Origin of the sequence: Pseudoxanthomonas sp. 22568 (assembly GCF_052044485.1) — a bacterium.
Classification (GTDB): Bacteria; Pseudomonadota; Gammaproteobacteria; order Xanthomonadales; family Xanthomonadaceae; genus Pseudoxanthomonas_A; species Pseudoxanthomonas_A beigongshangi.
Genome location: NZ_JBQENC010000021.1, coordinates 22,887 through 42,253, shown reverse-complemented (window position 1 = coordinate 42,253; position 19,367 = coordinate 22,887). Strand labels below are relative to the sequence as shown.

Genomic DNA, 19,367 nt, shown 5'->3' with positions numbered 1-19,367 from the left:
CCCGCACCCAGATCCTGCAGCAGGCCGGCACGGCCATGCTGGCCCAGGCCAACCAGGTGCCGCAGAACGTGCTCAGCCTGCTGCGCTGATCGGTTTCGTCCGCTCCACTGTTTCAGCTTCCTGTCGCATACGGACGGATTCGTCTCCCTCCGTCTTGGCAGTACCCAAACCCCTTCCGGAAACGGGAGGGGTTTCTTTTTTTGGGGATTCGGGATTGGGGATTCGGGATTGGCAAAAGCACTGATCCCCAACCCCGAATCTCCAATCCCGGCCCCAATGGCACAAATCCTGCATCGCCTCTTCCGTCCCGCATTTCTCGCCGACCGGGGCTCAAGCCACGGCGGCGGGAGACGGAGAAATGCGGGCTAAAGATCGGCCTCCGGAGGCCGTTACCACTACACGGGCGACGCCGCCATCCATCAGGGATGCAGGTTCGTCCCGACGCCCGTTCCGGAACGGGCACGACAGGAGATCCTCGATGGCAGACTACTCGCTCGGTTACGGTGGTGTCGGCTCCGGCCTGGACATCACCGGCATGGTGGAGAAGCTGGTGGCAGCGGACCGCAAGCCCGCCGACGCCCGCCTCAACCGCATCGAGTCGAGCGCCAAGTTCAAGGTCTCCGCGCTGGGCACGGTCAGCTCGGCCTTCAGCACCCTGGAAACCGCGCTGAAAGCGCTCAAGGCCGCCGATGCCTTCGACAGTCGCACCAGCAAGGTCGGCACCGACACCGTGCTGGGCGCGACCGCCGGCAAGGGCACGCCCAGCGGCGACTACACCATCCAGGTGCTCGACCTGGCCAGCGCCAACAAGTGGACCGCCGACCTGCCCGTCACCGCCGAGCAGACCTTCGGCGCCGGCAAACTGACGCTGACGGTGGGTGGCGAGACGCTCGACATCACCATCGCCGAAGGCGCCAAGCTGGTCGACGTGCGCAGCGCGATCAACGACGCCGCGCGCAGCAAGGGCGTGCAGGCCAGCGTGATCACATCCAACGACGGCCTGTTCCTGTCGGTGGCCTCGGACAAGACCGGCGCCGCCAACGGCATCTCGCTGGCCTTCAGCGAGGGTGGCGCGGATCTGCAGAACCTGGTCAACAGCATGGTCGAACGGGTCCCGGCCGCCGACGCCCGGGTGTCGATCGACGGCCTGACCGTGACCGCCAGCAGCAACAAGATCACCGACGCGGTGCCGGGCCTGACCCTGGACCTGAAGGCCAAGGGCACCAGCACCGTGACCGTGTCCGCCGACGTGGCCGCCAGCCGCAAGCTGGTGCAGGACTTCGTCACCGCGTACAACGGCGCGATCACCGCGATCAACAGTTCCACCCAGTACGACGCCGGCACCGACACCCCGTCCGCGCTCACCGGCGACGCGCAGATGCGCGGCATCGCCGGCCAGATGCGTGGCGTGCTGGGCGACCTGCTCGGCGAACTCGCCAAGCAGGGCCTGGACGCCAAGACCCTGGGCCTGCAGACCAAGGGCTATCCGTCCTCGGACGGCACCCTGACCCTGGACACGGCCAAGTTCGATGCGTTGATGACGTCCAACCCGGAAAAGGTGCGCGTCGCCTTCACCGGCGACAGCGGTTTCGCGGCCAAGCTGCAGACGACCGTGGGCACCTACATCGGCAAGGAAGGCTCGCTCACCCGGCGCACCGACGGCCTCAACGCCCAGCTCAAGGACATCGGCAACCAGCGCAAGGCGCTGGATACGCGCATGGAATCGGTCGGCAATCGCTACAAGGCGCAGTTCGTGGCGCTGGACAACATGATGTCGCGGATGAACAGCACCAGTTCGTACCTTTCGCAGCAGCTTGCTGCACTGGCCTCCCAGTAAGGCCACCTCCGCGGGGAGTCCGCGGGAGACAGGAGATAGAAGGAATGTCAGCCCATTCTTACGCCGCGCAGTACCGCAACACGGGCATCAGCAGCGCCGTGATGGAAGCCGATCCGCACCGCCTGGTCGCGTTGTTGCTGGCCGGCGCCTGCGATCGCATCCGGCTGGCGGAGGCCTGCGTGGAGCACGGCGATCTGGCCCGCAAGGGCAAGGCGATCGGCGAGGTCTGCGCGATCATCGGCCATCTCAACGGTTCGCTGGACCACGAGGCCGGCGGCGAGATCGCCGGCAGCCTGTCGGCGCTGTACGACTACCTGCAGGGCCGGCTGATCGAGGCCAACCTGCACAACGACGCGGCCGCGCTGCGCGAATCGCTGGAACTGCTGGGCGAGATCGAGTCGGCCTGGAACGCCATCCCCGCCGAACAGCGACAGCGTCCGGCCGCGGTCCAGGGAGCCTGAGATGACCGCGGTGTCGATGGACGCCCTGTTCGCGCAATTGCAGGCCATGCACGACAGCCTGCAGAACGGCGATCTGGACACCGTGCAGGGCCTGCTGGACCAGCATGATCGCGATGTCCGCGATTTCATGCAGGCCCCGCAGGGCCGCGATACCGGCACCGACACGCTGTCCAACCTGCTGTACGCGCAGTTGCAGTTGCAGGACCGCCTGCGCGACGCCCGCGACGCGGCCGCGCGCAAGCTGCGCGAATCGCAACAGGCCGAGCGCGCCGCGCGCGCCTATCTGTCGACACCGGGAGCCTGAGCCATGCCCATGCGCGTGCCCCTGTTGAACCATCCGGCGGAAACCGAACTGTTCGGCGATGCCCTGACCTGCGAAGCCTGGCTGCCGGCGGGATTCCGCGCCGGCGAGGCGCGCCAGCCGCCGGCCGCGGCCGAATCGCTGCTGCATGCGCTGGCGGTCGCCGAGGACGCGCGCGGCGACGACACCGACGATCGCAAGGGCGAACCGTCGATCTCGTTCCAGCGCCTGGAAGCCAAGGTCGATCTGCTGATGAACCTGGTCGGCAAGCTGGCGCGCCAGCGCGACGACGCCCCGCCCCTGCGCGGACTGCGCTGGTCGCATCTGGGCTTGCGCCTGGATGCCACGCAGCCGTTCGGCCTCGCCCAGGGCGATGCCGGCGTGGCCTTGATTGAGCCGGCGAACTGGCTCAGCGATCACATCGAACTGCCGGCACGGGTACTGGCGACATCCGCCACCGCCGATGGCCAGCATCATCTGTGGCTGCGCTTCGCACCGCTCGGCGCCGGCCTGGCCGACGCGCTGGAGCGCCACCTGTTCCGGCTGCACCGCCGCCAGATCGCCGAAGCGCGGCTGATGGCGCGCCAGACCGACTGAGGCTCATCACCGTCGCTCTCGTCTGCGAACGCGGCGCCGACCGAACGGGCACCGGGCATCTCGACGGAAACCCGTCACCGGGGGCAAGCTTGTGTGACGAACTTCAAGCTTTGACGGCTTCGACACTTAAGTAACATTGGCGGGATCCCGACGGGCCGCTATCGTGGCGCGACCTCCCCACGAGCCCTGCCCCTTCCAGTGCGTGTCCTGATCGTTGATGACCATACCCTGGTGCGTGCCGGCATCGGCCGCTTGCTCCAGTCGATCGCGGACGTGGATGTGGTGGCGGAGGCTTCGGACGCGCAACAGGCGCTGGACATGGCCGCCATCCACCGGCCCGACGTCATCCTGCTTGACCTGTCGCTGCCCGATCGCAGCGGGCTGGATCTGCTCAAGCCGCTGAAGGAATCGCTGCCACAGACCAAGGTCGTGATCATGTCGATGCACAACGATCCCGGCCAGGTGCGCAGCGCGCTGGATCGCGGCTGCGCCGGCTTCGTGGTCAAGGAGGCCGCGCCGATGGAACTGGAACTGGCCCTGCGCGCGGCCGCCGCCGGCCAGGTGTTCCTGAGTCCGCAGGTGTCGTCGAAGATGCTGGCGCCGATGCTCGGCCAGGCGCGGCCGACCGGCATCGACGCGCTGTCGCCGCGCCAGCGCCAGATCCTGCGCAAGCTGGGCGGTGGCATGAGCAGCAAGGAAATCGCCGCGCACCTGGGCATCAGCGTCAAGACGGTGGAAACCCATCGCGCGCGGATGATGGAATCACTGGGCTGCCGGCGCGCCAACGACCTGCTGCTGCTGGCCGCGCGCCACCAGAACGATCTGGCCTGAGGTTTCTGGCCCGGGCCTTGCAGGACAAGGGGGCGTCCGCCGTTCCCGCGGCGGCGCACCGTCGCCAGGTCCTCCCCAGGCCCCCCGACGGCGCTCTCCCCGCCATTCCCCCGACACGCCATCGCGTCCAAAGTCCGGCGATGTCAGGAAATCCCTGACAGCGCCCTCGGGCATGCCCCCACCACAACCAGAAACGCCCTGATTCTTTTTCCGCCGCGCGCGGCGCAAAGTTTCCCCACGACGTGAAATCCACGTGAACGTCGAATCGGGGCAACGATGCAAACGCGGCGAATGGGGATTTGGGGATGAAGACGGGACTCACCACGCAGCTCGGCCAGCAACTGCACCTCACGCCGCAGCTGCTGCAATCGATCCGGCTGCTGCAACTGGACGGCCTGCAACTGGAAATGGAAGTCCGCCGCGCGCTGGACGCCAATCCGCTGCTGGAACTGGAAGAGGAGCCCGTCGCCGTCGGCGAGCAGGGCGATGCCGCCAGCGCCCCGCTGGAAACCGCCGCCTTCGACGAACTGCCCGAAACCTCGATGTGGGACGTGCATGGCGGCGGCTGGCAGGAAGGCGACGACGACCGCCTGCAGCGCCTGGAAGACGCCGGCAGCACCGACCCGCAGGTGCGCGCGCTGCAGTCGCTGGCGCTGGAACTGGACGCGCCCGCGCTGGCCGTGGCCGCGTTCTGGCTCGAACACACCGACGAGGCCGGTTACCTGGGTGCCGACGCGGATGCGCTGGCCGCCCAGGCCGCCGAACGCTTCGCCATCACCGCCGCGGCCGCCGAAACGATCCGCCAGCACATCCTGCACGGCGAATGCGCCGGCCTGGCCGCGCGCGACCTGCGCGAATGCCTGCGGGCGCAGCTGGCCGCCCTGCCCGGCCGCGTGCCGGCCCGCCACATCGCCGCCCGCATCCTCGACGAAGCGCTGGACCTGCTGGCCGCGCACGACGAAAACGCACTGGCCGCGCGCCTGCACCTGGATCCGGAACAGATCCGCGAAGGCATCCGCCTGATCCTGTCGCTGCAGCCGCGCCCGGCCGAAACCCTGCTGCCCGCCCCCACCGGCCACATCGTGCCGGACGTGGTCGCCTGGCATGCCGACTGCGCGTGGCGGGTCGCGCTGAATCCGGCCACCACCCCGCGCCTGTCGGTCTCGCCGCTGCACGAGCGCGCGCTGGACCAGTTGGATTCGAAGGCCGAACAAGGCGACGGCGCCCGCCGCCTGCGCGAGCTGCTGCAGGAAGCGCGCTGGCTGACCCGCGGCCTGTCGATGCGCTATGAAACCCTGCTGCGCACCGCCCGCGCGATCGTCGAGCGCCAGGCCGGCTTCCTCGCCCATGGCGACGAGGCGATGGCGCCGCTGACCCTGAAGGAAATCGCCGATGAAATCGGCATGCACGAGTCCACCGTCTCGCGCATCACCACCGGCAAGTACATGCAGACCCCGCGCGGCACCTTCGAGCTGAAGCATTTCTTCGCCGTCCGCCTGGAGGGCGCCAGCGTGTCCGGCCCGGCGGTGCGCGCGATGGTCCGCCGCCTGATCGAGAACGAACCGGCGCACAAGCCGCTGGCCGACGAGGCGATCGCCGGCCTGCTGGCCCGCCAGGGCATCCACATCGCCCGCCGCACGGTCGCCAAGTATCGGGAACAGCTGGACATCGCCTCCGCACGCGACCGCCGGCGCGGTAACGTGTCGGCCTTGGCCAGGGCCGGATAAGGAAGCACGCGCATGAACAAGATCACCGTACTGCTGGTGGACGACCACGAGGGTTTCATCAACGCGGCCATCCGCCACCTGCGCAAGCTGGACTGGCTGGACATCGTCGGCCGGGCCAGCAACGGTCTGGAGGCGATCGAGCGTTCGGAGTCGCTGCGCCCGGACGTGGTGCTGATGGACCTGGCGATGCCCGAGATGGGCGGCCTGCAGGCCACCCGCCTGATCAAGACCCAGGACCAGCCGCCGTTCGTGGTCATCGCCAGCCACTTCGACGACGCCGAACACCGCGAGCACGCCAGCCGCGCCGGCGCCGACGAATTCGTCAGCAAGCTTTCCTACATCCAGGAAGTCCTCCCCATCCTGGAAAAGTTCCGAGACAACCGCCATGAGTGAATCCCGAATCCTTGTCCTCGACGCCGATGCCGCCCGCGCGGTGCGGGTGACCGACCTGCTGGAGTTCATGGACCTGACCCCGCGCTGGGCCGCCGAGGCCGGCGACGTCGACATCCGCCGGCACCGCCCGCACGACTTCATGGCGGTGATCGTCGGCCGGATCGAGGACAGCCCGTCCACCCGCGCGCTGTTCGCCTGGCTGGGCGATGCGCCGCTGCCGCCGCCGGTGCTGCTGCTGGAAGCCGAACCGGCCGCGTTCGCCACCGCCCACGGCCTGCACGAGGCCGGGGTGTGGCCGCTGGATACCCCGATCCGCCACAGCCAGCTGGAAAGCTGCCTGCGCCGGGCCAGCCTCAAGCGCCTGGACACCGAGCACCAGGCGCAGACCGCGCAGGGCAACGGTCCGACCGGCAACAGCCCGGCGGTGGTGCGCCTGCGCCGGCTGATCGACCAGGTCGCCGCGTTCGACACCACCGTGCTGGTGCTGGGCGAATCCGGCACCGGCAAGGAAGTGGTGGCGCGCGCCATCCACGAGCATTCGCCGCGCCGCGACGGTCCGTTCGTGGCCATCAACTGCGGCGCGATTCCGCCGGATCTACTGGAAAGCGAACTGTTCGGCCACGAGAAGGGCGCCTTCACCGGCGCGCTGAGCGCGCGCAAGGGCCGCTTCGAGATGGCCGAGGGCGGCACCCTGCTGCTGGACGAAATCGGCGACATGAGCCTGCCGATGCAGGTCAAGCTGCTGCGCGTGCTGCAGGAGCGCAGCTTCGAGCGCGTCGGCGGCAACCAGACCATCCGCTGCAACGTGCGGGTGATCGCCGCGACCCACCGCAACCTGGAGGATCGCATCGCCGAAGGCCACTTCCGCGAGGATCTGTTCTATCGCCTCAACGTGTTCCCGATCGAGATGCCCGCGCTGCGCGAGCGCCTCGACGATCTGCCGGCGCTGGTCACCACCCTGGCGATGCAGTTGGCCCGCACCGGCCGCGGTGAAGTGCGCTTCGCCGACGAGACCCTGCAGGCGCTGCGCTTCTATCCCTGGCCGGGCAACGTGCGCGAACTGACCAACCTGGTCGAGCGCATGGCCGTGCTGCACCCCGGCGGGCTGGTGCGGGTGCAGGACCTGCCGCGCCGCTACCTGCCGGAGGACGGCGTGCTGCCGGTGCCGGCTGCCGAGGCGCAGCCCGCGCTGGCGCACCGCGCCGCCAGCATCGACGCGGCCGCTGTCGAAACCCCGACCGCCGCCGTCGCCGCGTCCGATCGCCTGCCCGAGGACGGCATCGACCTGCGCGAGCACATCGCCCGGATCGAACTGAACCTGATTCGCGACGCGCTGGATCGCGCCGGCGGCGTGGTCGCCCACGCGGCCCAGTTGCTCGGCCTGCGCCGCACCACCCTGGTGGAAAAGCTGCGCAAGTACGGCGTCGAACGCGAGGATGCGCTGGCGACGGAAAACTGACAGGCCCGGCGCGGCGGTTGCGGCACGCATCTTGCAACGATGAGCCCAGACACTCCGCCGAACTGCGCCCATGTCCGATTCCGTCGCCTCCATCCTCTCGCAGATCCGCAGCTACCAGCACCAGCTGGGCACGCGCGCGCTGGAGCCGGTGCAGAACCCGAACGCGGTCCAGTTCGGCCAGCCCGCGGTCAAGGCGCCCAGCTTCGGCGAAACCCTGCAGAACGCGTTGCAAGGCGTCAACGACGCGCAGAAGACCGCCGGCGCGCTGTCGCAGGCGTTCGAACTCGGTGACCCGCGCGCCGATCTGGCGCGGGTGATGGTCGCTGCCCAGCAGTCGCAGGTCGCCTTCCGCGCCACCGTCGAAGTCCGCAACCGTCTCGTCCAGGCCTACCAGGACGTGATGAACATGCCGCTGTAACCCACCGCACCGCCTGAGCCCGAACGCACCGGAACCGCACGCCCATGGCCCTGACCCTGTCCAAGGAATCACTGAAGGAATCGCTGAGCGCCGAGAAGGCCGGCGCCGCGCTGACCAAGATCCAGGACTTCCCGGTGTTCCGCCAGCTCGGCACGCTGCTGATGATCGCCGGCGCGGTCGCGGTCGGCCTGATGGTATTCTTCTGGTCGCAGAAGCCCGACTTCACCCCGCTCTACACCGGCCTGGATCCCAAGGCCACCGCCGAGGCCGCCGACCTGCTGCGCGCCGCGCAGATTCCGTTCCAGCTGGACCAGGCCAGCGGCGCGATTTCGGTGCCCGCCGAGAACCTGCACGACGCCCGCCTGAAACTGGCCGGCTCGGGCCTGGCCGAGAACGGCCGGCTCGGCTTCGAGCTGATGGAACGCGATCCCGGTTTCGGCGTCAGCCAGTTCGTCGAGAACGCCCGCTACCAGCACGCGCTGGAAACCGAGCTGGTGCGCACCATCACCACCCTGCGCCCGGTCCGTGACGCGCGGGTGCACCTGGCCATTCCCAAGCCCAGCGCGTTCACCCGCCAGCGCGAGGTCGCCAGCGCCTCGGTGGTGCTGGAACTGCGCTCGGGCGCGATGCTGGAACGCAACCAGGTCGATGCCATCGTGCACCTGGTGTCCTCGAGCATTCCGGACCTGGCGCCGGAACGCGTCACCGTGGTCGACCAGAGCGGCCGCATGCTGACCATCAGCGATCCCAACAGCGAGGCCGCGCTCAACGCCGCCCAGTTCGAACGCGTGCGCAAGCTGGAAACCTCGCTCAACCAGCGCATCAAGGAATTGCTGGAACCACTGACCGGCCCCGGGCGGATCAACGCCGAGGTCGCGGTGGACATGGACTTCTCGGTGGTCGAGGAAGCGCGCGAGACCTTCGCCAACGATCCGGCCAAGGTGCGCAGCGAGCAGGTCAGCCAGAACACGGTCGCCAAGCCGGGACCGGAGGGCGTGCCCGGCGCGACCAGCAATACCCCGCCCGGTCCCAACGCCGCCGCCGCGCCCAATCCCGAGGCGCCGGTAGAAACCGCCAGCAGCGCGACCCGCAACTTCGAGATGGATCGCACCCTGCAACACACCCGCCAGCCCGCCGGCCGGGTACGCCGGGTCACCGCCGCGGTGCTGGTCGATCACGTGCCGCGCGCCGGCGCCAACGGCAAGACCACGATGGTGCCGCTGGACGCGGCCACCCTCACCCGGGTCGAGGCGCTGGTGAAGGAAGCGGTGGGCTTCGACGCCGCGCGCGGCGACTCGGTATCGGTGATGAACGCGCCGTTCGTGCGCGAGCCGGTGCCGGTGGAGGACGTGCCGTTCTGGGAAAGCCCGTGGCTGCAAAACCCGATGGTGCGCGACGTCGCCCGCTATGGCCTGGGCGCGATCGTGGTACTGGCGCTGCTGTTCGGCGTGCTGCGCCCGGCGATGCGCCAGATCATCCAGCCGCGCGCGAAGAAGGCCGCCGCCGACGCGGTGGACGTGAGCCTGGTCGACGAAGGCGACGAGGATGCCCGCATCGTCGCCGCGCTGCGCCAGGACCATGCCGAGATCAGCGTGCCGCGCGCGCTGGCCTCCGATGCCTACGAGGATCGCCTGCGCCACGCCCGCGAGGCGGTCAAGAACGATTCCAAGCAGGTCGCGCAGGTGGTGAAGGACTGGGTGGCCAGCGATGATTAATCCCAACGACACCGAACTGACCGGCGTGCAGCGCGCCGCCGTCCTGCTGCTCTCGCTGGGCGAGCAGGATGCCGCCGAAGTGCTCAAGCACATGAACGCCAAGGAAGTGCAGAAGCTCGGCATCGCCATGGCCACCATCAGCGGCATCAGCCGCGAACAGGTGCTGCAGGTGATGGACAGCTTCAACCACTCGCTGGAGAAGCAGACCTCGCTGGGCATGGGCGCCGACGACTACGTGCGCAAGGTGCTGGTGCAGGCGCTGGGCGAGGACAAGGCCGGCAGCCTGATCGATCGCATCCTGCTGGGGCGCAACACCACCGGCCTGGACACCCTGAAGTGGATGGACCCGCGCGCGATTGCGGATCTGGTGCGCAACGAGCACCCGCAGATCATCGCCATCGTGCTCTCGCACCTGGACAGCGACCAGGCCGCCGAGACCCTGAAGATGCTGCCCGAACGCGCCCGCTCGGACGTGCTGCTGCGCATCGCCACCCTCGACGGCATCCCGCCGAACGCGCTCAACGAACTCAACGAGATCATGGAGCGCCAGTTCTCCGGCAACCAGAACCTGAAGTCCTCCAGCATCGGCGGCATCAAGGTGGCCGCGAACATCCTCAATTTCATGGACAGTGGCCAGGACCAGACCATCCTGGGCGCGATCAACCACATCGACGCCGACCTGGGCGCGCGCATCCAGGACCTGATGTTCGTGTTCGACAACCTGATCGACCTGGACGATCGCGAACTGCAGGCGATGCTGCGCGAAGTGCCCAACGACCGCCTGGGCCTGGCCCTGCGCGGCGCCGACGCCAAGGTGCGCGAGAAGATCACCCGCAACATGTCACAGCGCGCCGCGCAGATCCTGATGGAGGACATGGAGGCGCGCGGTCCGGTGCGGCTGTCGGATGTGGAAGGCGCGCAGAAGGAAATCCTCGCCATCGTCCGCCGCCTGGCCGACCAGGGCGTCATCTCGCTCAACGCCAGCAGTGAGGAGATGGTATGAACGATCCGGTGCGCTGGATGGCCCCGCCGCTGGATTTCGTGGCCCGCCGCGCGCCGGAGGCCGAGCCGCCGCCGGTGCTGCGTCCGCCGAGCCTGGAGGAAATCCAGGCGATCGAGGAAGCCGCCTACCGCGAGGGGCTGGAACGCGGCCGCGCCGAAGGCCACGCAGAGGGTTTCGCCCAGGGCCAGGCCGAGGTGCGTCGGTTGACCGCGCAGATCGAAGGCATCCTGGATAACTTCTCGCGCCCGCTGGATCGGCTGGAAAACGAAGTGATGGGCGCGCTGTCGGAACTGGCGGTGCGCATCGCCGGCAGCCTGGTCGGACGCGCCTACCAGGCCGACCCGATGCTGCTGTCGGAACTGGCCAGCGCCGCGCTCGACGCGGTGGGCGGCACCAGCCGCGAAGTCGAATTGCGCCTGCATCCGGACGACATCGCCGCGTTGACGCCGGTGCTGTCGATGATGCCGACCACCCGGCTCACCGCCGACACCTCGCTCAGCCGCGGCGACCTGCGCGTGCACGCCGAGAGCGTGCGCATCGACGGCACCCTGGAAGCGCGCCTGCGCGGCGCGCTGGAAAACGTATTGCAGCGCGGAGGCGCCCTCGGATGAGCGCGCAACCGCTGGAATGGCTGAATGCCCGCGACCTGCGACTGGCCGCGCGGCTGTCGCAGATCCGCCCCACCCTCGGCAGCCACGGCCTGATCCGCGAGGGCATCCTGCGCCGCGCGGTCGGCCTGACCCTGGAGGCGATCGGCTGCGAGGCGCCGCTGGGCGCCACTTGCAAGGTCGAAGTGGTCGATGGCGGCTGGGTCGACGCGGAAGTGGTCGGCTTCGCCGGCGAACGCACCTACCTGATGCCCAGCGCCGAACTGCACGGCCTGCTGCCGAACGCGCGGGTGGTGCCGCTGCGCCGGCGCGGCGGCGTGGAAGTCGGCGAAGGCCTGCTCGGCCGGGTCATCGACTCGGATGGCGTGCCGCTGGACGGACGCGGCCCGATCCGCGCCGAGTCCACCGTCAGCCTGTCCGGCGTGGCGATCAATCCGCTCTCGCGCGAACCCATCACCCAGCCGCTGGACGTGGGCGTGCGCGCGATCAACGCGCTGCTGCCCATCGGCCGCGGCCAGCGCGTGGGCCTGTTCGCCGGCTCCGGCGTCGGCAAGTCGACCCTGCTGGGCATGATGACCCGCTACACCGCCGCCGACGTGATCGTGGTCGGCCTGATCGGCGAACGCGGCCGCGAAGTGCGCGACTTCGTTGAAAGCACGCTGGGCCCGGCGGGCCTGGCGCGCGCGGTGGTGGTGGCCAGTCCGGCCGATCGCCCGCCGCTGGCGCGCCTGCAGGGCGCCTATCGCGCCACCGCGATCGCCGAGTGGTTCCGCGACCAGGGTTTGAACGTCCTGCTGTTGATGGATTCGCTGACCCGCTTCGCCCAGGCGCAGCGCGAGATCGGCCTGTCCGTGGGCGAACCGCCAACCACTCGCGGTTATCCGCCGTCGGTGTTCGCGCGCCTGCCCGCGCTGGTCGAACGCGCCGGCAACGGCTCGGCCGGACGCGGCTCGATCACCGCCTTCTACACCGTGCTGACCGAAGGCGACGATCCGCAGGATCCGATCGCCGACGCCGCCCGCGCCATCCTCGACGGCCACATCCTGCTCTCGCGCCGGGTCGCCGACAGCGGCCTGTATCCGGCCATCGACGTGGAATCCTCGGTCAGCCGCGTGGTCACCGAAATCGCCGACGAGACCTGGCGCGATCGCATCCGCAAACTGAAGCGGCTGCTGTCGGCCTACACCAGCAACCGCGACCTGATCGCCATCGGCGCCTACCAGCGCGGCAGCGATCCGACCGTCGACGAGGCCTTGGAGCGATGGCCGGAGATCGTCGAATTCCTCGGCCAGGACGTGGCCCGCTCGGCGGATCTGCGGGACAGCCGCGATGCGCTGGAGCAACTGGTCGAACGTAACGCGCAAGCCCGCAAGGAACCCTAAGCCATGATGCAATCCCGTCGAATCGACCCGCTGCTGCGCCGCGCCCAGGAGAAGGAAGACGCGGTCGCCCGCGATCTGGCCGAGCGCCAGCGCACGCTGGCGATGCACGAATCGCGGCTGGAGGAACTGCGTCGCTACGCCGACGAATACGCCGGCAGCCAGATGGCCGCGACCAGCCCGGCGCAGCTGGCCAACCGGCGGGCCTTCCTGGATCGCCTGGACAGCGCGGTGCAGCAGCAGGCGCAGACCGTGGATCGCAGCCGCGCCAGCGTGGACATCGAGCGCGACCGGTTGCTGCTGGCCAGCCGCGACAAGCAGGTGCTGGAACAACTGGCTGCCAGCTACCGGGTGCAGGAGCACCAGGTGGTCGAGCGCCGCAACCAGCGCGAGATGGATGATCTGGGCGCGCGCCGCGCGCGCCTTGCGGCGACTGCCGCCGAGGAAACCGAGGAGAGCAAGTGAAGGCGGATGCTTCCAGTTGGCTGGGCGGCATGGGCGCGAACGCGGGTGCCGGCAGCGCCGGCGCGAACGGTTCACGCACGGCCGAACCCTCGGCGAAGAAACCCGCCTTCGAGCAGTTGCTGCGCCGCGATGCGCCCGGTGCCCGCACGGAATCCGCCGCATCGGCCGGCAAGCGCCAGCGCGACGCCGCTCCGGCGCGCGAGCCCGCACGGGATGCGCGCACGGACGACCCCGCCCGCGCGCAGGCGGATGAGGCGAACGCTTCCGACGACGCCGCATCCGCGTCCGCCGCCGCCGCGCAGGCGCAACGCGACACGCGAAAGGACCGCCACGAAAGCGCCGACGAGGACGCCGCCTGGCCCCCCGCAGGACTGATCCTGGCGGTGTTCCCGCCTCCCCTGGACAGCCTTGCCGGCACGCCGGAAAGCGTCCCGCCGGGAACCCCGGGGCACGGCACGTCCGCGTTGTCGACCGGTTTCCCGGCCGGACTGCGCCTGGCCGCGAACGCCATGCCGATGGCGGGCACCATGCTCGCCGAAGGTGGACTGGCTACGCCGACCACCAGCACGGAGGCCACGTCGGCGGATCCGCTCGCCTTCGCCGGCGCGATGGCGAGCCCCGCCCGGCCCGCCGACGCTCCTCCGGCATCCGCATCCACCGGTACCGCCCCGTCCGCGATTCCGATCGGCGACCTCGCCGCCGGCGAAACCACTCCCTTGTCCGCCACGCTCGCCGCCGGACTGGCCGCGCTCAAGGACATGGCCGGCGATGCCGGCGGCGCCGATACGGACGCGCCCGCGCCGATCGCCGCTCCCCTGGCCGGCATGCCCGCGCCCGCCTCCGATTACGGCCTTGCCCGCACCGCCACCGTCAATCCGCTGGCGTCGATGACGCCGGACCTGCGCGGTGACCGTTTCGGCGACACCCTCGGCACCCAGATGATCTGGATGGCCGAACAGAAAATCGGCCATGCCCACATCCGGGTCAGCCCCGGCGATCTGGGCGCGATTGAAGTCAGCCTGCGCCTGGACGGCGATCGCGTGCACGCCGATTTCAGCAGCGCGCAGCCGGAAGTCCGGCAGGCGTTGCAGGACAGCCTGCCGCGCCTGCGCGAAATGCTGGGCCAACAGGGTTTCCAGCTGGCGCAGGCCGACGTCGGCCACCGCCAGCAGCCGCAGTCCTCGCCGGCCCAGACCAATGCCACACGTGGCGGCGACGGCACCGGCTCGAGCACGGACACCGCACCCCGCAGCGCGCCGGTTCGCATCGCCCGCGGATTGCTGGACGCCTACGCCTGACCCGCAACGCCCGTAGAGCGGAGCTCGCTCCGCTGCTTCGGCTTTGGCTTTGGCCTGAATGGTTCGTTCGCCATCGGTATCGCGCCCCAGCACCCGGTAACCCTTCCGGATGAAGGCCGGACGGAATGGCAAAGCCGGAGCAGCGGAGCAAGCTCCGCTCTACGTCGGTGCCCCGGCCGGGCTGTCGGCGGCTCCGCACGACGGCGTGTGCCTCCGCCGGATTTCCGGCACCGCCCCGCCGGGTCCACGGCACGCCACTTGCATCTTCTCCCGCGTCCATCCAGGAGAACGCCCGCGTGCCCCCCGCCGAGAAACCCGACCCCAAGCTGCTCAAACCAACGCCCAAGGCGGGCAAGCCCTGGCTGATCATCGGCCTGGTCGCGCTGGTTGCCGCCGGTGCGGCCGGCGGCGGCGCCTGGTTCCTCGCGTCGCGCAACGCCGCGTCCGCCAAGGCGGCCGAAGCCAAGCCCACGCCCGACGCCAGCAAGGTCCCCGCGCCGGCGCAGTACTTCGCCCTGGAGCCGCCCTTCGTGGTCAACCTGATCGGTTCGGCCGGTGGCGCGCGCTACCTGCAGGTCGAAGTGCAGCTGATGACCCGCGATCCGGAGTCGCTCAAGGCCATCGAACTGCACGCCCCGGCCCTGCGCGCCAAATTGCTGATGCTGTTCGCCCAGCAGAACGCCGAGGAGCTGATCACCCGCGCCGGCAAGGAAAAGCTGCAGGCGCAGGCGCTGGCCGAGGTGCGCAAGCTGATGAACGCCGAAACCGGCAAGCCTGGCGCCGAGCAATTGCTGTTCACCAGTTTCGTGATGCAGTAAGGGGAAGCCCGCGATGATGAGCGACCTGCTTTCGCAAGACGAAATCGACGCCCTGCTCCACGGCGTCGATTCCGGTGCGATCGAGACCGACGAGCCGCCGCCGGACCCCGGCGTCGCCCGCCTGTACGACTTCGCCAGCCAGGACCGCATCGTCCGCGGCCGCCTGCCCACGCTGGAGATGATCAACGAGCGCTTCACCCGCACCTGGCGCATCGGCCTGTTCAACCTGCTGCGCCGCTCGGCCGACCTGTCGGTGCGTGGCATCGAGATGATCAAGTTCGGCGAGTACCTGCACTCGCTGTACGTGCCGACCAACCTCAACCTGATCCGGCTCAAGCCGCTGCGCGGCGTCGGCCTGATGGTGTTCGAGCCCAAGCTGGTCTACACGGTGGTGGACAACTTCTTCGGCGGCGACGGCCGCTATCCGGCCAAGATCGAGGGCCGCGAGTTCACCGCCACCGAGATGCGGGTGATTCACCTGCTGCTCAAGCAGACCTTCACCGATCTGGTCGACGCCTGGGCGCCGGTGATGCCGGTGGAATTCGAGTACATCAACTCGGAAGTCAATCCGCACTTCGCCAACATCGTCAGTCCGCGCGAGTACGTGGTGGTCAGCCGCTTCCATGTCGAACTGGACGGCGGCGGCGGCGACCTGCACATCACCCTGCCTTATTCGATGCTGGAGCCGATCCGCGAACTGCTCGACGCCGGCATCCAGTCCGACCGCGTGCACGACGACGACAGCTTCCGCGACAGCGTCAACGATCTGCTGCGCGGCGCCGAGGTCACCCTGTCCAGCGTGCTCGCCGAGAAGCGCATCAGCCTGCGCGATCTCACCCGTTTGAAGGTGGGCGACATCCTGCCCATCGACCTGCCGCGCACGGTGCCGGTGTGCGTCGAGCAGGTGCCGGTGTTCACCGGCGAGTTCGGCACCTCCAACGGCAACAACGCGGTGAAGATCATCGCCCATCGTCCGCCCGGCGCGCTGGTCACGCCGCCGCCCGCGGCGCCTTCGCTCGCCCCGACCGCTACCGACATCGCCACCCAGGATTCCCTGCCATGAACCAACCCCTCACCGAAGAAGCCGCCGCTGCGCAATTCGAGGCCCTGCAGGCCGATGCCGGACGCAGCCTCAGCGACATGAGCCTGGACGTCATCCTGGACGTGCCGGTGGTGCTGTCGCTGGAAGTCGGCCGCACCCGCATCCCGATCCGCAACCTGCTGCAGCTCAACCAGGGCTCGGTGGTGGAACTGGAGCGCGGCGCGGGCGAGCCGCTGGACGTGTTCGTCAACGGCACCCTGATCGCACACGGCGAAGTGGTGGTCGTCAACGAACGCTTCGGCGTGCGCCTGACCGACGTGGTCAGCCCGAGCGAACGCATCCGCCGCCTGCGCTGAGCCAAGGTCCATGTCGTTTCCGCTTCCCCTGATCGCCGCCGCCGCCACGGCCGCCGCGCCCGCGCAGAAGATTGGCCACGCCGCGCCGGCCACGCCCGGCATCGGCGGCGCGCTGGTAGGCCTGATCCTGGTATTGGGCCTGATCCTCGGTCTGGCCTGGCTGCTCAAGCGCCTGCCTGGCGCCGGCCTGGGCCTGCGCCCGAACGATCAGCTGCGGATCGTCACCAGCCTGTCGGTCGGCACCAAGGAACGCCTGCTGGTGGTCGAGGTGGGCGGCGAACAACTGCTGCTGGGCGTGAGCCCGGGCGGCATCGCCCACCTGCATCGCCTGCCCGAACCGCTGCCGCCGGTGCCGGTGCAACCCCTGCCCAACTTCGCCGAACTGCTGGCCAAGCGCCTGCGCAAAGAGAAATGATGATGCGTCGCCTGTTGCCCTTCCTGCTGTGCCTGTGGCTGCTGGCCGCGCCCGTGCTGGCGTTCGCGCAGAACGCGCAGGCCGCCGCTCCCGCCAACGCCACGGCCGCCACCGCGCCAGCGGCGCCCACGCCGCCGGGCAAGCCGACCCTGCCCACGCTGCCGGACGTCAACGTCGGCCAGATTGGCGGTCGCAACGTCAGCCTGCCGTTGCAGACGCTGCTGCTGATGACGGCGATCACCCTGATCCCGTCGATTCTGCTGGCGATGACCGCGTTCACCCGCATCATCATCGTGCTGGGCCTGCTGCGGCAGGCCTTGGGCACCGGCCAGACCCCGTCCAACCAGGTGCTGGTGGGGCTGGCGCTGTTCCTGACCATGCTGGTGATGATGCCGGTCGGGGAGAAAGCCTGGGCGCAGGGCATGGCGCCGTATCTCGACGGCCAGATCGACTTCGCCACCGCCTGGACCCTGACCACCGGCCCGCTGCGCGACTTCATGCTGGCGCAGGTGCGCGAAACCGACCTGATGACCTTCGCCGGCATGGCCGGCCACGCCAGCTACGCGAGTCCGGCCGACGTGCCGTTCCCGATCGTGGTCGCCTCCTTCATGACCAGCGAACTGAAGACCGCGTTCGAAATCGGCTTCCTGATCTTCATTCCCTTCGTGATCATCGACCTGGTCGTGGCCAGCGTGCTGATGTCGATGGGCATGATGATGCTCTCGCCGATGCTGGTCTCGGCCCCCTTCAAGATCCTGCTGTTCGTGCTGGTCGACGGCTGGGTTTTGATCGTCGGCTCGCTGGCGGCGAGCTTCAACTAGCCGGGAATGGGGAATCGGGAATGGAGAATCGCAAGAGCGACTTCCCGGCAACCTGATTTCCCTGCACCTCGATTCCCGATTCCCCATTCCCGATTCCCGTAAACAATGACTCCCGAAACCGCATTGACCGAACTGCGTGGCGGCCTTGAAATCGCGCTGTGGGTGGGTGGGCCGCTCTTGCTGGTGGTGCTGGTCGTCGGCGTGGTGATTGGCGTGATCCAGGCGGCGACGCAGTTGAACGAGCCGACCATCGCGTTCGTCGCCAAGGCCATCGCGCTGACCGCGGCGCTGTTCGCCACCGGCAGCTATCTGATGGGCACGCTGGTGGAGTACACCACGGCGCTGTTCCAGCGCTTGCCGCATCTGATTGGGTAAGGCGGTGGCGACGGTTGGCCAGGTATCGCGGGGGAATCCCCTCCTGCCCCCCCTTTTTCAAAGGGGGGAATGTCCGGGTGCCGTTCTGGTTTTTCCACGGTGGCGGCCTGCCGAATGTGTTGGCAACCCGGCGGGGATGCGCGGATGAATGCCGCCACCCAGATGGTCATCGATGGGCAGCAGGCGTTCGGCCTGATCACCACGCTGCTGTGGGTGATGCTGCGCACCGGCGCCATGCTGATGGCGATGCCGCTGGTCGGCACCCGCGCGGTGCCGGTACGGGTGCGGGTGATCCTGGCCGGCGCGCTGTCGCTGGCACTGGCGCCGATGCTGCCGTCGCCGCCCACCCAGATCGCCTTCGATTCGGCCAACGTGCTGACCGCCGCGCGCGAGCTGGCGGTCGGCGCCTGCATCGGCTTCCTGCTGCGACTGGCGTTCGAGGCCGGCGCGCTGGCGGGTGAACTGATCTCGCAGGGCACCGGCCTGGCCTTCGCGCAGATGTCGGATCCGCTGCGCGGCGTGAATTCCGGCGTGGTCGGCCAGTGGTTCTACCTGGCGTTCGGGCTGGTGTTCTTCACTCTCAACGGGCACCTGGCGCTGGTGGCGCTGCTGGTCGACAGCTACCACTCGCTGCCGATCGGGACCGCGTTGCCGGACCCGCAAGCGGTGTTGCAGGTCGCACCGGCATTCTTCATGCAGATCCTGCGCGCGGCCCTGAGCCTGGCGCTGCCGGTGATGGTGGCGATGCTGGCGGTGAATCTGGCGTTCGGCGTGTTGGGTCGCGCGGCGCCGGCGCTCAATCCGATCCAGTTGGGCCTGCCGACCGCGCTGCTGCTGGGATTGTTCCTGCTGGCGCTGTTGTCGGGGGAACTCGGACCGCCGGTGCAGCGCATCTTCGACCAGACCTTCGACGCCGCGCGGCAGCTGACACCCTAACCCTGCGTAAAGCGGAGCTTGCTCCGCTGCTCCGGCTCCTGCTCTGGCTTTTATCCGTGAGCGGGATGGCAAAGGCGAAGCGAAAGCCAGGGCAGCGGAGCAAGCTCCGCTC

Annotated in this window: 23 protein-coding genes; all 23 read left to right on the top strand. The window is 69.1% G+C overall.

Annotated elements, in window-relative coordinates; all coding sequences use genetic code 11:
- Nucleotides 1-89, top strand: an 89-nt coding sequence (locus ACTJI2_RS18970) for a flagellin (RefSeq protein ID WP_320488400.1), incomplete at its 5' end; no start/stop codon positions are given.
- A 389-nt stretch (nucleotides 90-478) separates the two neighbouring features.
- The gene (gene fliD, locus ACTJI2_RS18965; RefSeq protein WP_183636913.1) at nucleotides 479-1,837 is read left to right on the top strand and encodes a flagellar filament capping protein FliD; all 1,359 of its coding nucleotides are present in this window, start codon (nucleotides 479-481) and stop codon (nucleotides 1,835-1,837) included.
- 44 nt (nucleotides 1,838-1,881) lie between these two features.
- The gene (gene fliS / locus ACTJI2_RS18960) at nucleotides 1,882-2,298 is read left to right on the top strand and encodes a flagellar export chaperone FliS (protein WP_183636916.1); all 417 of its coding nucleotides are present in this window, start codon (nucleotides 1,882-1,884) and stop codon (nucleotides 2,296-2,298) included.
- A 1-nt stretch (nucleotide 2,299) separates the two neighbouring features.
- Nucleotides 2,300-2,602, top strand: a complete 303-nt coding sequence (locus ACTJI2_RS18955; protein ID WP_183636919.1) for a hypothetical protein — start codon at nucleotides 2,300-2,302, stop codon at nucleotides 2,600-2,602.
- 9 nt (nucleotides 2,603-2,611) lie between these two features.
- Nucleotides 2,612-3,196: a PilZ domain-containing protein gene (locus ACTJI2_RS18950; RefSeq protein ID WP_440843007.1), complete on the top strand. Its 585-nt coding sequence runs from the start codon at nucleotides 2,612-2,614 to the stop codon at nucleotides 3,194-3,196.
- 198 nt (nucleotides 3,197-3,394) lie between these two features.
- Nucleotides 3,395-4,027, top strand: coding sequence for a response regulator (locus ACTJI2_RS18945; RefSeq protein ID WP_141452599.1), 633 nt, complete (start codon nucleotides 3,395-3,397; stop codon nucleotides 4,025-4,027).
- A 305-nt stretch (nucleotides 4,028-4,332) separates the two neighbouring features.
- On the top strand, nucleotides 4,333-5,754 hold the full coding sequence (gene rpoN, locus ACTJI2_RS18940) for an RNA polymerase factor sigma-54 (RefSeq protein ID WP_440843006.1): 1,422 nt from the start codon (nucleotides 4,333-4,335) through the stop codon (nucleotides 5,752-5,754).
- A gap of 12 nt (nucleotides 5,755-5,766) precedes the next feature.
- On the top strand, nucleotides 5,767-6,147 hold the full coding sequence (locus ACTJI2_RS18935; RefSeq protein WP_141452597.1) for a response regulator: 381 nt from the start codon (nucleotides 5,767-5,769) through the stop codon (nucleotides 6,145-6,147).
- Nucleotides 6,140-7,606, top strand: a complete 1,467-nt coding sequence (locus ACTJI2_RS18930; RefSeq protein WP_440843005.1) for a sigma-54 dependent transcriptional regulator — start codon at nucleotides 6,140-6,142, stop codon at nucleotides 7,604-7,606. The genes ACTJI2_RS18935 and ACTJI2_RS18930 overlap by 8 nt, the downstream gene beginning before the upstream one ends.
- A 70-nt stretch (nucleotides 7,607-7,676) precedes the next feature.
- A complete protein-coding gene (fliE, locus tag ACTJI2_RS18925) occupies nucleotides 7,677-8,024 on the top strand; it encodes a flagellar hook-basal body complex protein FliE (protein WP_141452595.1) in 348 nt (115 codons plus the stop codon).
- Nucleotides 8,025-8,068: 44 nt separating this feature from the next.
- Nucleotides 8,069-9,739, top strand: a complete 1,671-nt coding sequence (gene fliF / locus ACTJI2_RS18920; RefSeq protein WP_440843004.1) for a flagellar basal-body MS-ring/collar protein FliF — start codon at nucleotides 8,069-8,071, stop codon at nucleotides 9,737-9,739.
- Nucleotides 9,740-9,755: 16 nt separating this feature from the next.
- Nucleotides 9,756-10,742, top strand: a complete 987-nt coding sequence (fliG, locus tag ACTJI2_RS18915; protein WP_183641068.1) for a flagellar motor switch protein FliG — start codon at nucleotides 9,756-9,758, stop codon at nucleotides 10,740-10,742.
- Nucleotides 10,739-11,353 carry a FliH/SctL family protein gene (locus tag ACTJI2_RS18910; protein ID WP_440843003.1) on the top strand — a complete coding sequence of 205 codons (615 nt, stop codon included), beginning with the start codon at nucleotides 10,739-10,741 and terminating at the stop codon, nucleotides 11,351-11,353. Before fliG ends, ACTJI2_RS18910 begins: the two co-directional genes overlap by 4 nt.
- Nucleotides 11,350-12,732, top strand: coding sequence for a flagellar protein export ATPase FliI (gene fliI, locus ACTJI2_RS18905; RefSeq protein WP_440843002.1), 1,383 nt, complete (start codon nucleotides 11,350-11,352; stop codon nucleotides 12,730-12,732). Before ACTJI2_RS18910 ends, fliI begins: the two co-directional genes overlap by 4 nt.
- 3 nt (nucleotides 12,733-12,735) lie before the next feature.
- Nucleotides 12,736-13,194, top strand: a complete 459-nt coding sequence (gene fliJ, locus ACTJI2_RS18900) for a flagellar export protein FliJ (RefSeq protein WP_440843001.1) — start codon at nucleotides 12,736-12,738, stop codon at nucleotides 13,192-13,194.
- On the top strand, nucleotides 13,191-14,492 hold the full coding sequence (locus tag ACTJI2_RS18895; RefSeq protein WP_440843000.1) for a flagellar hook-length control protein FliK: 1,302 nt from the start codon (nucleotides 13,191-13,193) through the stop codon (nucleotides 14,490-14,492). The genes fliJ and ACTJI2_RS18895 overlap by 4 nt, the downstream gene beginning before the upstream one ends.
- Nucleotides 14,493-14,788: 296 nt before the next feature.
- On the top strand, nucleotides 14,789-15,310 hold the full coding sequence (locus tag ACTJI2_RS18890) for a flagellar basal body-associated FliL family protein (protein WP_440842999.1): 522 nt from the start codon (nucleotides 14,789-14,791) through the stop codon (nucleotides 15,308-15,310).
- A 16-nt stretch (nucleotides 15,311-15,326) separates the two neighbouring features.
- Nucleotides 15,327-16,373 carry a flagellar motor switch protein FliM gene (gene fliM / locus ACTJI2_RS18885; RefSeq protein ID WP_183636946.1) on the top strand — a complete coding sequence of 349 codons (1,047 nt, stop codon included), beginning with the start codon at nucleotides 15,327-15,329 and terminating at the stop codon, nucleotides 16,371-16,373.
- Complete coding sequence (gene fliN, locus ACTJI2_RS18880; protein ID WP_141452588.1) at nucleotides 16,370-16,708, top strand: flagellar motor switch protein FliN; 339 nt, start codon at nucleotides 16,370-16,372, stop codon at nucleotides 16,706-16,708. The genes fliM and fliN overlap by 4 nt, the downstream gene beginning before the upstream one ends.
- A gap of 10 nt (nucleotides 16,709-16,718) precedes the next feature.
- Entirely contained in the window at nucleotides 16,719-17,123 is a 405-nt protein-coding gene (gene fliO, locus ACTJI2_RS18875; protein WP_183636947.1) for a flagellar biosynthetic protein FliO, read from the top strand.
- A 2-nt stretch (nucleotides 17,124-17,125) separates the two neighbouring features.
- Nucleotides 17,126-17,944, top strand: a complete 819-nt coding sequence (gene fliP, locus ACTJI2_RS18870) for a flagellar type III secretion system pore protein FliP (protein ID WP_440842998.1) — start codon at nucleotides 17,126-17,128, stop codon at nucleotides 17,942-17,944.
- Nucleotides 17,945-18,049: 105 nt separating this feature from the next.
- Entirely contained in the window at nucleotides 18,050-18,319 is a 270-nt protein-coding gene (locus ACTJI2_RS18865) for a flagellar biosynthetic protein FliQ (protein WP_183636952.1), read from the top strand.
- 144 nt (nucleotides 18,320-18,463) lie between these two features.
- Nucleotides 18,464-19,255 (top strand): flagellar biosynthetic protein FliR, encoded by a 792-nt coding sequence (gene fliR, locus ACTJI2_RS18860; protein ID WP_141452584.1) that lies wholly within the window; start codon nucleotides 18,464-18,466, stop codon nucleotides 19,253-19,255.
- Nucleotides 19,256-19,367: the final 112 nt, after the last annotated feature.

Excerpts from the sequence above, each read along its gene's own strand:
- fliD (WP_183636913.1), top strand. The coding sequence starts at position 479 with ATGGCAGACTACTCGCTCGGTTACGGTGGTGTCGGCTCCGGCCTGGAC.
- fliS (WP_183636916.1), top strand. The coding sequence starts at position 1,882 with ATGTCAGCCCATTCTTACGCCGCGCAGTACCGCAACACGGGCATCAGC.
- ACTJI2_RS18955 (WP_183636919.1), top strand. The coding sequence starts at position 2,300 with ATGACCGCGGTGTCGATGGACGCCCTGTTCGCGCAATTGCAGGCCATG.
- ACTJI2_RS18950 (WP_440843007.1), top strand. The coding sequence starts at position 2,612 with ATGCGCGTGCCCCTGTTGAACCATCCGGCGGAAACCGAACTGTTCGGC.
- rpoN (WP_440843006.1), top strand. The coding sequence starts at position 4,333 with ATGAAGACGGGACTCACCACGCAGCTCGGCCAGCAACTGCACCTCACG.
- ACTJI2_RS18935 (WP_141452597.1), top strand. The coding sequence starts at position 5,767 with ATGAACAAGATCACCGTACTGCTGGTGGACGACCACGAGGGTTTCATC.
- ACTJI2_RS18930 (WP_440843005.1), top strand. The coding sequence starts at position 6,140 with ATGAGTGAATCCCGAATCCTTGTCCTCGACGCCGATGCCGCCCGCGCG.
- fliE (WP_141452595.1), top strand. The coding sequence starts at position 7,677 with ATGTCCGATTCCGTCGCCTCCATCCTCTCGCAGATCCGCAGCTACCAG.
- fliF (WP_440843004.1), top strand. The coding sequence starts at position 8,069 with ATGGCCCTGACCCTGTCCAAGGAATCACTGAAGGAATCGCTGAGCGCC.
- ACTJI2_RS18910 (WP_440843003.1), top strand. The coding sequence starts at position 10,739 with ATGAACGATCCGGTGCGCTGGATGGCCCCGCCGCTGGATTTCGTGGCC.
- fliI (WP_440843002.1), top strand. The coding sequence starts at position 11,350 with ATGAGCGCGCAACCGCTGGAATGGCTGAATGCCCGCGACCTGCGACTG.
- fliJ (WP_440843001.1), top strand. The coding sequence starts at position 12,736 with ATGATGCAATCCCGTCGAATCGACCCGCTGCTGCGCCGCGCCCAGGAG.
- fliM (WP_183636946.1), top strand. The coding sequence starts at position 15,327 with ATGAGCGACCTGCTTTCGCAAGACGAAATCGACGCCCTGCTCCACGGC.
- fliN (WP_141452588.1), top strand. The coding sequence starts at position 16,370 with ATGAACCAACCCCTCACCGAAGAAGCCGCCGCTGCGCAATTCGAGGCC.
- fliO (WP_183636947.1), top strand. The coding sequence starts at position 16,719 with ATGTCGTTTCCGCTTCCCCTGATCGCCGCCGCCGCCACGGCCGCCGCG.
- fliP (WP_440842998.1), top strand. The coding sequence starts at position 17,126 with ATGCGTCGCCTGTTGCCCTTCCTGCTGTGCCTGTGGCTGCTGGCCGCG.
- ACTJI2_RS18865 (WP_183636952.1), top strand. The coding sequence starts at position 18,050 with ATGACTCCCGAAACCGCATTGACCGAACTGCGTGGCGGCCTTGAAATC.
- fliR (WP_141452584.1), top strand. The coding sequence starts at position 18,464 with ATGAATGCCGCCACCCAGATGGTCATCGATGGGCAGCAGGCGTTCGGC.